Genomic DNA, 14,335 nt, shown 5'->3' with positions numbered 1-14,335 from the left:
CAGAATGGTCGGATGCGCTTCGGGAACTTCATGGCACCGTTTCACCCCACCGGGCAGAATCCGACGCTCGCGATCGAACGCGACCTCGACCTGATCGTCGCCATGGACCGGCTGGGCTTTCACGAGGCCTGGATCGGCGAACACCACTCCGCCGGATTCGAGATCATCGCCTCGCCGGAAGTCATGATCGGCGTTGCCGCGGAGCGCACCAAGCACATCAAGCTCGGTACCGGTGTCAGCTCCCTGCCCTACCACCACCCGCTGATGCTGGCCGATCGCATGGTGCTGCTCGACCACCTGACCCGCGGGCGGGTGATGCTCGGCTGCGGGCCGGGTCAGCTGACCTCCGATGCGCACATGCTGGGCATCCCGGCCGACGAGCAGCGCCCCCGAATGGAGCAGTGCCTCGAAGCGATCATGCGGTTGTTGCGCGGTGAGACCGTCACGATGCACACCGACGGCTTCACATTGCAGGAGGCCCGGCTGCAGCTCGCGCCCTACAGCGATCCGTGCTTCGACGTCGCGGTCGCAGCCTCGTTCTCCCCCACCGGGCCACGCGGAGCGGGCAAGCACGGCATCGGGATGCTGTCGATCGCGGCGACCGCCCGGCAGGGAATGGATCTACTGGCCCAGCATTGGCAGACGTGGGAGGAGGTGGCACTCGAGCACGGGCACGTCGCGGACCGGTCGAAGTGGCGCCTCGTCGGCCCTATGCATCTGGCCGAGACGCGCGAGCAGGCCGAGCGCGACGTCGCGTACGGAATCGCCGAATTCTCAAGGTATTTCAGCCACATCCTGCCCGCGGGGCCGGTGCAGGGCGACACCGTGTCCGAGATCGTGGCCAACAATCACGAGTCCGGCTTCGCGGTGATCGGCACGCCGGAGGACGCGGTCGCCAAGATCGAGGAACTCATCGAGGCCAGCGACGGCGGGTTCGGGGCGTTCCTGCTGTTCGACCACGACTGGGCCCCACCCGCGGCCAAGCTGCGCAGCTACGAACTCTTCGCGCAGTACGTGATCCCGCATTTCACCGGTCAGCTCACCGCACCCCGCGCGTCGCAGGAGTGGGTCACCGCAAGTGGGCGCGAATTCGTCGACCGTGCAGCGCATGCCATCGGCAAGGCGATCGAGGACCACGCTGCCGAACAACACGCCAAACAATCCCCGGCCGCGCCGTAGTGCCCGATCGGGCTGACCTGGTACCGCAGTTGGTCGACGAGTGGCGGCTGCGTGCCGACGGACGGGCCGACGAAGACGCCGACGCGCTGACCCTCCCGGTGCGCACCGCCGACGGCGCACCCGCCCTGCTCAAGATCGGCTCACCGGCGTCTGCCGACGAACATCTGGTACTGCGACGGTGGGCCGGCGACGGCGCGGTCCGACTGCTCCGTGCGGACCCGCACCGCCACGCGGTGCTGACCGAGCGGGCCGGCCCGGCCACGCTGGAGACGCTGAGCGACACCGACGCCTGCGAGGTGGTGGCCGGCCTCTACGCGCGGCTCCATGTCCCGGCGATGCCCCAACTGCCCTCGGCGGCAGACGCATTGCGGCGCTGGCTCGACGGCGCGGGACATGCCGGTACGGCCGTACCGCGCCGGCTGGTCGACCAGGCGCAGATCCTCGGTCGGGATCTGCTCGCCGGCGGCGCCGCGGAGGTGGTGATGCACGGCAACCTCCACTTCACGTCGGTGCGCGCGGCCGACCGTACGCCGTGGCTGGCCGTCGATCCCCGCCCGGTCAACGGCGACCGCAACGACGAGGTGGCACCGATGCTCACCCATCGCTGGGACGAGGTTGCCGGGCGGGTGCGCGACGGTGTTCGAGCGCGCTTCTGGACACTGGTCGATGTCGCGGGTCTCGACGAGGATCGCGCCCGTGCCTGGGTGATCGTGCGCATGGTGCGCGCGGCCGCCCGAGCCTCCCGCGCGGATGAGGTGACGCGATACCTGGCGATCGCCAAAGCGGTCCAGGACTGACCGGCGTGAGAGATTCCGTCTAGTCGGGTAGAGCCGAGCCGGCTCGCACGAGTCCGGTGAGGATCATGTCGAGCCCGGCGTCGAACCGCCGGTCACGGTCACCGGTGAGTATCGCGATGAGGTCATCAGCCTCAGCGGGCCGAGGGTGGCCGCTGTCGGCGATCTGCTGAAGCAGCGTGTCCCACTCGTCTGTGGCTTCGAGCTCTAGGAAGGCCTGCTCGTCGATAACGAATCCGGTTGTGTAGGAACGTAACAACGCTGCAAGCTGGCCTGGGCTGAATTGGGGTGCCGTGACTGCGCTCAGGAGCTCGATGAGCGTCGCCGACAGATTGAGCGTGGCAGCAAAGGGCGCGTAGGAGCCGGCGATGATGCGTCCGCCGTCCCGAAATGCCATCATGGCGCGGCGCATTCGTTCGCAGCAGACCTTCACCTGCTGGACCGATGGGACAGCACAGTCGATGTCGGAGAGATCGATGGTGGCGTAGATCGCGTCGGCCATCGCACGCTGGAGGTCCTTGCGGTCCCGAAAGTGCTTGTACAACGCCCCAGGAGTTACTTCGGCAGCTGCCGCCAGCCGGCGCATCGTCAGCGCGTCGAGTCCGTTGGCGCCAACGTATTCGTGAGCGAGCGCCACCAGCGCGTCACGGGTTAATCCACGCTTGACCATTGCGGCCCAGCGTAGATCGGACGTGTTGACAGAGCGCTCGGATAGCCTCACACTTCGATGGTAAACATTGTTTACCTTGGAAGTGAGATGTGACAGAGCACCAGGTGGTAGTCGTCGGCGGGGGCCCGACGGGACTGATGCTGGCTGGCGAGTTGGCGCTTGCGGGAGCCGACGTCGCCGTGGTCGAACGTCGAGTCGATCGCGACCTGGCGGGTTCGCGTGCGGGTGGCATGACACCGCGCACGATCGAGGTGCTCGATCAGCGTGGCATTGCCGATCGATTCATCGCCGAAGGGACCACGGGTCAGAACGTCCACTATGCAGGACTGTTCTTCGACGTCTCCGATCTGCCAACCCGGCATCACTACGGGCTCGGACTGCTGCAGTACCGCATCGAGACGATCCTGGCGGACTGGGTTGCCGAACTGGGCGTGTCCGTGCACTACGGCCGTGAGGTCACCAGCTTCGCCGCGGACGAGACCGGGGTTCACGCTGCGGTGTCGGATGGGTCAACGCTTCGGGCCGAATACCTGGTGGGGTGCGACGGAGGTCGCAGCTCCATCCGTAAGACGGCCGGGATCGCCTTCCCAGGGTGGGGCGCCTCGACCAGTTGTCTGGTCGCCGACGTCGACATGGACTCCGTGCCGCCGTGGGGTCTGCACCGACGAGGCGGGTTCCATTCGTTCTTCACCTTTCACGGCCAAGACACCGTGCGGGTGATGGTGACTGAAGCGCAGGTCGGAAACACCGCCGAACCCACCCTGGCCGACCTCAGTGAGCAGTTGATTGCCGTCTGCGGAACAGACTATGGATTACGCAGTGCCACATGGATTTCCCGCTTCACCGATACAACCCGACAAGCAGCGACCTACCGAGCCGGCCGCGTTCTGTTGGCCGGTGACGCCGCGCACATCCATTTCCCGATCGGCGGCCAAGGCCTCAATACGGGTATCCAGGACGCGGTGAACCTTGGATGGAAATTGGCTCGCGTCGTGCGTGGCGCATTCGGTGAACAACTCCTCGATACCTACCACGCGGAACGGCACCCCGTCGCGGCGCGCGTTCTGCACAACACCATGGCCCAAACCGCTCTCAACGGCACGGGGGAACGCATCGACGCTCTCCGCGACACCGTGTGCGAACTGCTCGCCATGGACGAACCTCGTATCTGGGTGGCGGCCATGATGTGCGGTCTGGACATCCACTACGACCTCGGAAGCGACCACGGGGGCGACCACCCGTTGCTCGGCCGCCGCATGCCAGACCTCGATTTGCAGACCCCTTCCGGCCCCACCCGGGTGTTCACGCTCCTGCACCAGGGCAATGGAGTCCTGCTCAAGTTCGGTGGCCGATCATTCGATGTCGACATCACGCCCTGGTCGGACGAAGTGTCGACATACGACGTGCATTACAACGGAAGCTGGGAGCTCCCGGTCATCGGCGAGGTGGCGGCGCCGCAGGCCGTTTTGGTCCGACCCGATGGCCACATCGCCTGGGCGGCGGACAGCTCCTCCGCGGGACTCGTGGATGCACTCGACAAGTGGTTCGCGTAGCGCCTCGGGCCCGAGCCCGCGCGATGAGACGAGCGACCGAAGTCAGATGACGATTCGATGAATACGCTCCGCTGAGCCCCCGGAGCTATCTCCAGGCGGGTACTCCGGACGGCATGGCTCTTGTCGACAGCACCGGGTTCGCCCATGTCCGCATCACCGTGAGCGACATCGCGCGCTCCAAGAAGTTCTACGACACGGTGTTCGGCTGGCCGCTGGTGGTGGATGCGTCCTCGATGGCCGACGACCCGGGTGTCGCTCAGTCAGCCGAGCGCTTCTTCGGCGGTGCGGTGTATCAGACGCCGCAAGGCACACTGTTCGGGCTGCGCCCCGGCGGCAGCGGCGACTTCGATCCACAGCACATCGGCTTGGATCACGTGAGCTTCGCCGTCGCCGGCCGTGCGGAACTGGCGGCGGCCCAGAGCGCGCTCGCAGAGGCGGGGATTCCCCACGGGGCCATCACGGTCCTTGAAGAGGCCGGCATCGCGATCCTGTCCTTCCAGGATCCCGACGACGTCAACATCGAGCTGACCGCCCCGCTGGACTGAGCGGCGTCAGGTCACCTGCGTCGGCGCGTCGGCGAGCTTCACCAGTGCGACGTCCGGCCGCGTGGGCACCCGCTCAGCGTGAAACCAGCGGAACGCCAGGTTGCCACGCGGGTAGTCGACGGTCGAGATCGCATTCGGATGTGCTGTCTGGCTTTTCGCGATCACCACGGTCACCGAGCCGTCGCTGTTGGGCACAGCGGTCGCGCCGTTGATCGACACTCGGGCGTCGGTGACGATGTGGCCGCCCATGAACTGGTTCCACACCACGAGATTCCAGAAGCGGCAAGCCGGCGGGCGATGGGTGACGACGAGCGCCTCGTCGTCGTCGAGGACGAAGCTCGCGTAGGCATAGCAGGCGTCGCGGGCCGACCACCCGAAGTTCGCGTCGGGAACCTGGTACGGCTCGCCGAATTCGTTGGCGATGTTGCCGGTAACGTGTCCGAGCGCGTGCGCATCGTCGACCCGGGCACCGACGGCCAACGGGACGATGGCGAACATGGTGCGCAGCCAGGCCGCGCAGGCGCGCAGCGATGCGGCGGTCTCGGCATCTGAATGCCGGATCGGGTCGGGCTCGTCGAGTGCCTCGATGTGCCAGCGCACCGGCCTCCCGGTCAGTGGATCGGCCTGATAATCCCGGGTCACGAGCACCGCCACCTCCGGCAACGGCCCGATCTCGAACGAGAAGCCACCGTCGGCGTCCATGCGACCGCTGGCCTCCAGGTCGGAATCGTTGACGATGTCCACGATCCGATCCGACCAGCTGCCCGATGCCGGCTCGTTGTAGGCGGTCACCGAAAAGTACACGCTGTCAGCACGATTGCCGCTGATCCGGTAACGACGGTTCTCGTCGACCGGGCACAGGTGATACCACGCGTCGGTGTTGTCGCCTCCCCAGCGACGGTCTCGGCGAAATGGCGTGTTGAGCTCCACGAACTGAGGCCGGCTGCGCTCAGCGAACAGGTACGTGTCGAAGGCGACTCCGAGTGTGGTGGCCATCATCCGGTAGCCATCGGCGAGGTGGCGGTCGTCGACGACGGCACGGTCACCCTCGATGAAGCCGCGGTCGAGCTCACCCAGGGTCTGGACCAATTCCTGCCAGGCGGTAGTGGATTCGGCGCTCACGTGGCGATTCCTCTCGTGATCAGGGTGGCGGCGCGGTCGAGCCAGCCGTCATCGGGGGTATCGGTGCGTGTCAGCAGTGAGAGCATCGTGATGCCGACAACGGCCTCGGCGAGCTCTGCCGCGTCGACGTCCGCGCGGACCTCGCCGCGCTGGACGGCATCGCGCAGGAAATCGCCGAGGCCACGGGTGATCACATCACCGAAGCGTTCGAGCAGCGCGGAGTGCAGGGTGGGGTCGGCCGCCATCTCGGCGATCAGCCCCGGGATGGCGGCGCGCGCCGGGGCGGCGGTCAGCAAGGCCGCGACGCGACGCACCATCTCGCGGATGTCGGTGGCCAGCGAGCCGGTCGACGGGATCTGGGTCGCCTCGCCGATCGGGAACACGGCCTCGTGCACCAGGTGCGCCTTGCTCGGCCAGCGCCGATAGATCGCGGGCTTGCTGGTGCCTGCGCGGCGCGCGATCGCGCCGACCGACAGCTCGGCGTAGGGCACCTCGGCGATCATCTCGGCGGCGGCGGCCAGCGCGGCGTCGTCGATACGCCGGTCCCGAGGCCGGCCGAGCTCTGTCGTCATTACGTGACCAAGAGTAACATAATTGCCTGTGATGCACACCACACCTGCAGTCATCGAGCTGACCGACCTGGCTGCACCGTGCTATAGCGTTGAGGCTCAACAGGTTCGGGAGATGATCGCCTCGGTCGCCGATGGCTGCGCGCTCACGTCCGACGCGCTGCACGCAGCCGCGCGGGATGCGACCGGTCTCGACGACTTCGGCGCCGACGACTACCGGGAACGCCTCGACGTCTACCTCGGCGCGCTGGCCGGCCTGGACGACATGCACGACTGCGGACGGGTGAACTTCTTCGCCCAGCTCTCGCAGTGGTTGAAGAACCGGCTACTGCTCACCGACCTCCTGCGCCGACACCCCGAGATCCACGACATCGAGCTGACCCCGCCGGTCGTCATCGCGGGGCTACCCCGCACCGGGACCACACACCTGCACAACATGCTCGCCGCCGGCCCGACATTCCGCACGATGCCGTACTGGGAAAGCGCCGAACCGTTTCCCGCACCGGCCGAGATCGGTGTCGAACCCGACCCGCGGGTGGCCCGCATGGAGATGGCGGTGTCGATGATGGACCTGCTGCTCCCCCACTTCCGGGCCATGCACGAGATGACGAGCGAGCACGTGCACGAAGAGATCCAGCTGCTGGCCAACGACTTCTCCACGATGCTGATGGAGACGCTCGCGCACGTACCGCCCTGGCGTGACTACTACCTCGCCCACGATCAGACGCCGCACTACGAGTATCTGCGCACGCAGCTCAAGGCCATGCAGTTCCTCCGCGGCGGACGCCGCTGGCTGCTGAAATCTCCGCAGCACCTCGAGCAGCTCCCCGTGCTACAGCGCGTCTTCCCCGGCGCCGTCGTGGTGTGTACGCACCGCGATCCCGTTCCGGTGGCGGTCTCCATGGTCGCGATGGTGGTGTACACGGCCCGGATGTACAGCGCCGCACCGCCAGTGCAGGCCATCGCCACGTCGTGGACCGATCGTCTGGAACAGATGCTCGCTGCGTTGGTGCGCGATCGCGACGTGCTGGGTCCCGAACAGTCGACCGATGTCGACTTCGAGTCGTTCATGACCGACGAACGCGGTGTCGCCGAGCGCGTGTACGGGCTCGCCGGCGAACCGATGACCGACGAGGCACGCACCTCCATCGACAGCTATCTGGCTGCGCACCAACGCAATCGATTCGGCCGGGTGGCCTGCACCAGCGCGATGTTCGGGCTCGACGAGCAAGAACTCGCCACCCGATTCGGTGGCTACACCGAGCGCTTTCTCACCTGATCACTGCCCGCTCATTCCGATACAGCGGGGGCTTCCACCAGCAGCGACATCCCGTGCAGCGGCGGCATCTCGGTGGCGAAGCTGTGCAGATCGTCGACGGTCGCGATCTCGTTGCCGCTGAACATGTCCGACACCACCGCACCCGGGGGCAGATGCTCCGAGCGCACGGTGCCGGCGATCTGCTCCTGGGCGAAGTTGAGCACCGTGAGCTGGAAGCGCCCGTCACCCTCGAGTTCGTGCACCAGCACCAGCATGCCGCGGTGCGACACCTCGGGGATGTCGAGCTGGCGGCTGGTCGCGATGCCGTAGTGCGAGCGCACCTTCAGAATCGCTTGCAGTTGGCGGATGAAGCTGGTCTCGTCGGCGAGCTGCTGCGGAATCGGGCCGTACAGGTTGCGGCCCACCGGCATTCCCGCGATGGACTGACGCGCATGCGGGTTGATGCCCATCAGGTCGTGTGCGCCGCGGTTGATCCAGCGGGTGTCGCCCCCGGCCACCAACTCGGCGACGTCGGAGACCGGCAGCGTCAGCATCCCGACCAGATCCCAGCCCGAGAGCGCGAACACTCCTGGTTGCAGCGCGTTGAACATCGCGAGCAGCAGGTGGGCGCGCCGGATGGGATCGATGTCGTCGATCTCGTCGAAATCCTTCACACCGAGCGCCGCGCAGACGACAGACGCTGTGGTACAAGCGATTCCGTTGGTGGTGAAGGTGCGGTTATACGGCGCGTCGGGTCCGGTCAGATGCGCGACGAGGTCGCTGCGCACGCTGGCCGCGATCTGCTCGCCGGTGACTTCCCCGCCCCGGAAGCTGTAGACGTCGTCGCGGTGCCCGTTCTCCCAGTGCAGCAGCTCGTAGGTCAGCTCGTCGTGGTTCTGCATCGCGTGCACCAGCGACGCGGGGTCGACGCCCAGTTCCAGCGTGGTACGCAATGTCAGCCGCAGGAATTCGGTGTCGCCGGTGGCGAGGGCGTGGTGGTAGGCCGGGCGGTTGACGAAGTCGTAGGACAGGTCGGCACCCGCCTCGCCGATCTGGCGGATGTCGTCGATGGTGAGGTTCAGTTCCTGGAACGTGAACCCGCCGACCTTGCGCACCATGCTGGCGATGAGGTGGTTGGCTGCCTCCGACAGCGGGTGACCCTCCGACCACGCCGACGACCCTTCTGCCGCGGCCTTCTCCACGCCGAGGAAACCGTTGGCGTCCAGGCGCAGCGCGCCGGTGCCCAGATCGGCCAGTGAGTGCAGGGCGTCACCGATGACCAGCCGCATGCCGGCGAACGAGGGGTCCAGCCAGTTGATAGACGGCTGCCCGTCCTTGAAGTAATGCAGGTACACCCAGCGGCGTTCGACGCCGTCGACACCGGTGACCGGGCGGGTGACGCTCCAGTTGGTCTCCTTGACGCCTTCGGCGTAGAAGATGACGCGCTGAAGCCGACCGATGATGTAGCCGGCTTTGTCCAGCCACTCCTCGGTGGCCGCGTCGATGTTGATCGAGTCGGCGCCTGCGGGGACGTCGGGCAGCTCGTGCCAGTCGCGCGGGTCGATTTCGACCATGTGGTAGATGCCCGGGTAGTCCGCGTACTTCATCTCGGCCAACCGGAAGTCGGCGCCCTTGCCGGTGTGACCGGGGACGATGTCGTCGATGATGGTGCCGCCGTACCACGCGGCCGTGGCGCACATCTGCCGGAATTCGTCCTCGGTGCCGAATGCGGGATCGATCTGCGTGCCGATCCGGTCGAAGTGCCCGTCGACGCTCGGGGTGTACTGCCATCCGGAGATGCCGCCCGCGCGCTTGACCGGGCCGGTGTGGATGGCCTCGATGCCGATCTCGGCGAACGCCTTCCACATGTCCTCGCTGGCCATCGCCTTGAGGAACGACTCCTCAGGCCGAGTGATCAGGGACAGCGGGTAGGCGGTGAACCACACCGACGCGGTGTCGACAGCACCCCGGGGATTCGGCGTGGCGAAAGGGTTCTGCCACATCGAACCCTGACCCGAGAACTGGGCGCTGATCTCGTTGGCGTCGGCCAGCATCGACTGGGCGCGCAACCACTCCACATACGCGGGGTTCTTGCCGTTGGCCGGGCCGTCCTGGGCCACGGAGCGGCGCACGAACGGCGTCTTGACCCGCGGCCGGAACCGCAGCGTTCGCGGACGCGCCGGGTGAAGGTGCTCGGCGTAGGTGGGTTCGACCGACTCGTGTCCCTCGTCGGTGACCTCCAACTCCGACATGCATCTCCTCCTCATCGTGGCGATCCTGGTCGAACATTCCAGCCCGTATTGCCACCGCATCGTGGCCGGAAACCGCCGGACGCATACTGTGGCGCGATCGCCAGTGACGACGATACTGGCGGCCGGGGATCGACTCGATGCGAGAGAAGAGGAGTTCGGCCTGAGCAGGACAACAGCATGTCGCCGCGATCGTGTCCTGGCGCTGCTTGTCGCGACGTGTGCGCTGGCTGGCTGCTCGTCCGCGCCGACTCCGCCCGCGGCGACGACATCGGCACCGCCGCCGGCCGTCGCGCCGGCACCGCGGGTGCTGGCGAGCGAACCGGTCGGTCTCGCCGACGGCGTCGTCGCCGACGAACAGGCCCTGCGTGACCCTGCGGCGTCCGACGTGTTGGTCACGACGGCCGGCCGCCGCCAGCAATCGGCCTACCGGCTGCTCGCCCGCCATCCCGAGTGGGATGCGCTCGCCCGGTCGCGCGTGCCCGCCGAATTGCTGGGCACCTATGACCGCAACATCGATGCGCGCCGCCAACTCGGGGCCATGGCGCGGCCCCGGGCGACCCTGCCTGCGTGGCGGATCGTCGCGCCGCGGCCCGTCGAGGAGCTGATGGGCTACTACCGCGAGGCGGAGGCAGCCTTCGGGGTCGACTGGCATGTGCTGGCGGCGGTGAACTTCGTGGAGACCGCGTTCGGACGGGTGGCTGGGGTCAGCACGGCCGGGGCGCAGGGCCCGATGCAGTTCATGCCGGCGACGTTCGCGGCGTACGGGGCAGGCGGCGACATTCACGCGCCTCGCGACGCCGTCATGGCCGCCGGCCGCTACCTCGCCGCCAATGGTTTCGCACGCGACCGCGACTACGCGCTGTACCGGTACAACAACTCGCGACAGTACGTGCGGGCGGTCAACGACTACGCGACGGTGCTGGCCGCCGACCCGGCGGGACTGCGCGGCTACTTCCAGTGGGGTGTGTACGTCAACACCACCGCCGGTGACGTGTTGCTGCCCGACGACTACGCGGCCACCGAGCCGATCCCGGTTGAGGACTACCTCGCATCGAAACCTGGTGCCGGACGCTGACTTTCGTCAGCCCTCAGACGCCGCGCTCGACGGGCATCCTGCCCCGGTCGACGGCCGCCACCAGCGCGGCGTGGTCGGCTTCGGTTTGGTCGGCGTATCGCCGGGCGAACGCGCACAGGGCCTTGTCCACCTTCTCCGAGCGGCCGAGATACCCGGCGATCATCGACGCCCCGCTGGTGCGCGCATGCCCCTTGGCGAGCAGCTGGCCGACCACCGCGGTGTAGTCGATGAGCGCTGCGGGGTCCATGGCATCCAACGGGATGGTGCCCTTCATGTTGCGGAACTGCCGCACGTAGAACTGCAGGCCGTCGACCGTCGTCCACCCCAACAGCGGATCACTGACCGTCTGCAGCGCCTTCTGGTACTCGACCACCCGCTGACCCTGATGTGCGTGCCACGCCGATTCGCCGTGTACGTACCGCGCAAGGACCGAGCGGCGCGCCTGCTTGAGTTGCAGGAAGACCACGTCCTCAGGAGACGAGCCCTCCAGCAGAGCCACGTAGGCACGCAGACCGACACTGCCCACACCGACGACCTTGTGCGCGACGTCGATCAGGGTGTACCCCCCAAGCACCCGGCGCCAGTGCGTGGACAGCGTCGGGAGGTAGTCGTCGAGCGCTTCGGCGAGCGCATCGGCTTCCCGCTCGGGCAGGCGTGTGATCAGCGGCGGCTCCTCGACGATCTGGCGGACGCCGTCGACCTCCTCGGTGAATCGGGGCAGGGCACGGTCGCTGGTGCGGTGGCGTGCACGCCGGGCCGAGCGCCGCACCTCGTCGGCCAGCGGCCCGTGCGCTTCTCCAGCCAGGCGGTCCACGTCGAGGCGAGCGAAAGACCGCGAGAACAGCGGCTCGTCGGCCAGGCGGCGCACCTCGTTGCGATATGCCGCGACGCACGAGCGCACCGCGCACCCGCAGTCCTCCTCGGACGAGCCGTTGTGGCGGCCGGCCACCCAGATGCTGGCGACCAGGCGGCGCAGGTCCCATTCCCACGCGCCGGGGTGGGCCTCGTCGAAGTCATTGAGATCGATGACCAGATCACGTTCAGGTGATGCGTAGAAACCGAAGTTGCCGAGGTGGGAGTCGCCGCAGACCACCGGCGTGATGCCGGTGGCGGGCAGATGCGCGACGTCCTCGGCCATCACAACGGCGCTGCCGCGCAGGAATCCGTAGGGCGAGGCGACCATGCGTCCCACCCGGATCGGAACGAGGAGGTCCACCCTGCCGCGATGGTTCTCCTCGATGAGGTACACCGGGTCCGGCCTGTCGGCGGGAGGGGTCCAGTCCGCGAGCGATTTACGAGGCACCCGTTTGCGCAGGCTCTTCCCGAGCGCGTAGCGCTCTGCTCGCGTCACCGGTTGTTGTCTCAGGGAGTGGTACGCCGCGCCGTCCGTCTCGGCCAGAACGGTGTGCCGGGTTGGCTCAACAGTCGTCATCGGGCTCCATGGTGCGCGGGTCGCGGGCGCCGCGGTAGGTGAACCGATCAGATGGACGAGGGGGTGAACACATCGACCGGCCTCACCGGCGTGAGCATGAGCAACGGTATGTGCCGGCTCGTTGACCGCTGATAGGCGATGTAGGGCGGGTAGAGGTGGCTCATGTACTCCCAAACATTGTGGCGCTCAGTATCTTCCGGCTCACGCCAGGTGGCCTCGAAGGCCTGGGTGGCGATCTGCACACCGATGGTCTCGTTGGTCAGGATGCTGAGGTACCACTCCGGGTGCGTGTCCGCCCCACCCTTCGACGCGACGACCACGATCTCCCCGCCCACGTTGCCGTAGATGAGCGGCTTGACGTAGTTCCTGCCCGACTTCCGTCCTGTGTACCTGATCAGACAGTGCGTGGTCATTGCACGGCCACCGACCGAACTGAGGTCGACGATGTGGCCCTGTGCACCACCCGACTCGAGATACATGGTGAGATGCTGGCCCATCCAGTCACGATGGTCGGCCGTGTTCGCGGCGGCGTCGGTGTCAGCCATGTCAGTCCCCTCGGTCAGCTGAGCCGACCTTACGGCAGACGCGAGCTCACTCCGGTCCGGGCTCGAACCCCGTCGGAACAGCCAGCGCCACGGTGAGTTCCATGACCGTTCGCGGATCGTCGAGTCCGGCGCCGAACAGTTCGCGAATTTGTGTCATCCGGTACCGCACCGTCTGCGGGTGGACGAACAGCTCCGCGGCGACGGCCTCCCGTTGGCCCTGATGCAGAAGCCACGATCTCAGCGTCTCGGCCAGCCGCTCGGCGGTGGTGGGCCTCAGCCCGCTCAACGGCGCCAGCACCCGCTCCCGGAGATCCTCGGCAGCCTCCCGGTCCGCGGTGAGAAGGAGCTCGACCAGGTGGTCGTCGGTATCGACGATGTCATCGGTGACGGGCAGCGTGCGCGCCCGCAGCGCCCGTCGATACGACGATTGGACCAGCATCCACGGACGAGCGGGCCCCACCAGGGCCCGCCGGCCCTGCAGCGCCGAACGGAGTTGGCGGCGATGCCGGACGTCCAGATCGGGGGCCAGCAGCACTGCCAACGAGTCCGATGCGCCGACGCCGGGCAGGTCTTCGCTGACGAGCAGCGTTGCTTGGCCGAAACGTGCCGCCAGACCTCGGGTTTGGCTCTCCGCAAGGAGGATGGCGGTCAGCGTGGACGGCGGAGTCCACCCCGCCCGCTCGGCACTGTCGTGCAGAACCTCTGCCGGCTCGCCATCGAGCAACTGCCGCGCCAGCCGTTCGAGATAGCGTTCCCGCACCCGCCCCGTCGTCGCCAATTCGTCGGCGTGCCCGGAGACGCTGGACGCCGACAGTTCGTCGATGAACGCGAACACCAGCTCCGCGAATCGGGCCACCGTGTCCGCGGTCAGCCCTGCCTCGACGGCGGTGCCCGACAGCTCCCGCCAGGCGACGCGCGCGCCGACCCGGTACGCCGACAGCAGTGCATCCATGGAACGGCCCTGTCGCGCCTCGCCACGACCGAGTTCGTAGGCGCCGTTCAGCGCGGGGGTCAGCGTCGCTGCCGGGTCGGTGTCCTGCGCGCGCACCGCGAGCCGCAGGAAGCCACCGAGGGCCATCTGCACGGCGTTCTCGATGTTCTGGCCCATCCGGCCGCTGAACGCGGCGGCGTAGCTGGGCACCTCGGCTGTCACCGCGGTCACGGTGCGCTCGGCCATCCGCGGCAGGACCGCCTGCAGGGCAGCAGCGACGTCGTCCGGCAGGTCGAGCCCAGTGAAGCGGAGCCCCTGCTCGACCATCAACTGTCCCCTGCGAACAAAAAAGAGCATGGAATTCACGCTCTGTAGCCAAGAGTTTATACCCTGGACCAAGCCAGAGTGGT

Annotated in this window: 13 protein-coding genes; 6 read left to right on the top strand and 7 right to left on the bottom strand. The window is 67.4% G+C overall.

Annotation, left to right across the window (positions count from 1 at the left end):
- The first annotated feature begins 12 nt into the window (after positions 1-12).
- Together ACZY1G_RS20155 and ACZY1G_RS20150 are read left to right on the top strand one after the other, a co-directional pair.
- On the top strand, positions 13-1,179 hold the full coding sequence (locus ACZY1G_RS20155; protein ID WP_463823446.1) for an LLM class flavin-dependent oxidoreductase: 1,167 nt from the start codon (positions 13-15) through the stop codon (positions 1,177-1,179).
- Complete coding sequence (locus tag ACZY1G_RS20150; RefSeq protein WP_463823445.1) at positions 1,179-1,976, top strand: aminoglycoside phosphotransferase family protein; 798 nt, start codon at positions 1,179-1,181, stop codon at positions 1,974-1,976. The genes ACZY1G_RS20155 and ACZY1G_RS20150 overlap by 1 nt, the downstream gene beginning before the upstream one ends.
- A 19-nt stretch (positions 1,977-1,995) precedes the next feature.
- Here ACZY1G_RS20150 and ACZY1G_RS20145 read toward each other — a convergent pair whose 3' ends face one another.
- Positions 1,996-2,643: a TetR/AcrR family transcriptional regulator gene (locus ACZY1G_RS20145; RefSeq protein WP_463817111.1), complete on the bottom strand. Its 648-nt coding sequence runs from the start codon at positions 2,641-2,643 to the stop codon at positions 1,996-1,998.
- 89 nt (positions 2,644-2,732) lie between these two features.
- Between ACZY1G_RS20145 and ACZY1G_RS20140 the strand changes: the two genes are divergently transcribed.
- Complete coding sequence (locus ACZY1G_RS20140) at positions 2,733-4,196, top strand: FAD-dependent monooxygenase (protein WP_463823444.1); 1,464 nt, start codon at positions 2,733-2,735, stop codon at positions 4,194-4,196.
- A gap of 113 nt (positions 4,197-4,309) precedes the next feature.
- Entirely contained in the window at positions 4,310-4,741 is a 432-nt protein-coding gene (locus ACZY1G_RS20135) for a VOC family protein (protein WP_463823443.1), read from the top strand.
- Positions 4,742-4,747: 6 nt separating this feature from the next.
- Here ACZY1G_RS20135 and ACZY1G_RS20130 read toward each other — a convergent pair whose 3' ends face one another.
- Together ACZY1G_RS20130 and ACZY1G_RS20125 are read right to left on the bottom strand one after the other, a co-directional pair.
- Positions 4,748-5,863, bottom strand: coding sequence for a DUF1214 domain-containing protein (locus ACZY1G_RS20130; protein ID WP_463823442.1), 1,116 nt, complete (start codon positions 5,861-5,863; stop codon positions 4,748-4,750).
- Positions 5,860-6,435 carry a TetR/AcrR family transcriptional regulator gene (locus ACZY1G_RS20125; RefSeq protein WP_463823441.1) on the bottom strand — a complete coding sequence of 192 codons (576 nt, stop codon included), beginning with the start codon at positions 6,433-6,435 and terminating at the stop codon, positions 5,860-5,862. Before ACZY1G_RS20125 ends, ACZY1G_RS20130 begins: the two co-directional genes overlap by 4 nt.
- Before the next feature lie 31 nt (positions 6,436-6,466).
- Here ACZY1G_RS20125 and ACZY1G_RS20120 point away from each other — a divergent pair, with 31 nt between their 5' ends.
- Positions 6,467-7,711, top strand: a complete 1,245-nt coding sequence (locus ACZY1G_RS20120) for a sulfotransferase family protein (RefSeq protein ID WP_463823440.1) — start codon at positions 6,467-6,469, stop codon at positions 7,709-7,711.
- 11 nt (positions 7,712-7,722) lie between these two features.
- Here the strand turns inward: ACZY1G_RS20120 and treS are convergent, their stop codons facing one another.
- Positions 7,723-9,942 (bottom strand): maltose alpha-D-glucosyltransferase, encoded by a 2,220-nt coding sequence (treS, locus tag ACZY1G_RS20115; RefSeq protein ID WP_463823439.1) that lies wholly within the window; start codon positions 9,940-9,942, stop codon positions 7,723-7,725.
- A gap of 196 nt (positions 9,943-10,138) precedes the next feature.
- Between treS and ACZY1G_RS20110 the strand changes: the two genes are divergently transcribed.
- Positions 10,139-11,017: a lytic transglycosylase domain-containing protein gene (locus tag ACZY1G_RS20110; RefSeq protein WP_463823642.1), complete on the top strand. Its 879-nt coding sequence runs from the start codon at positions 10,139-10,141 to the stop codon at positions 11,015-11,017.
- Between the two features lie 13 nt (positions 11,018-11,030).
- Here the strand turns inward: ACZY1G_RS20110 and ACZY1G_RS20105 are convergent, their stop codons facing one another.
- The 3 genes from ACZY1G_RS20105 to ACZY1G_RS20095 are packed head-to-tail and all read right to left on the bottom strand — an operon-like array spanning position 11,031 to position 14,282.
- Positions 11,031-12,449 carry a DUF2252 domain-containing protein gene (locus ACZY1G_RS20105; protein ID WP_463817119.1) on the bottom strand — a complete coding sequence of 473 codons (1,419 nt, stop codon included), beginning with the start codon at positions 12,447-12,449 and terminating at the stop codon, positions 11,031-11,033.
- Positions 12,450-12,496: 47 nt separating this feature from the next.
- A complete protein-coding gene (locus tag ACZY1G_RS20100; RefSeq protein ID WP_463817120.1) occupies positions 12,497-12,994 on the bottom strand; it encodes a nitroreductase/quinone reductase family protein in 498 nt (165 codons plus the stop codon).
- Positions 12,995-13,040: 46 nt separating this feature from the next.
- Entirely contained in the window at positions 13,041-14,282 is a 1,242-nt protein-coding gene (locus tag ACZY1G_RS20095; protein ID WP_463817121.1) for a PucR family transcriptional regulator, read from the bottom strand.
- Positions 14,283-14,335 lie beyond the last annotated feature (53 nt).

Source organism: Mycobacterium sp. IDUB_5, from assembly GCF_055419565.1.
This window is presented reverse-complemented; position numbering and strand designations above follow the sequence as displayed.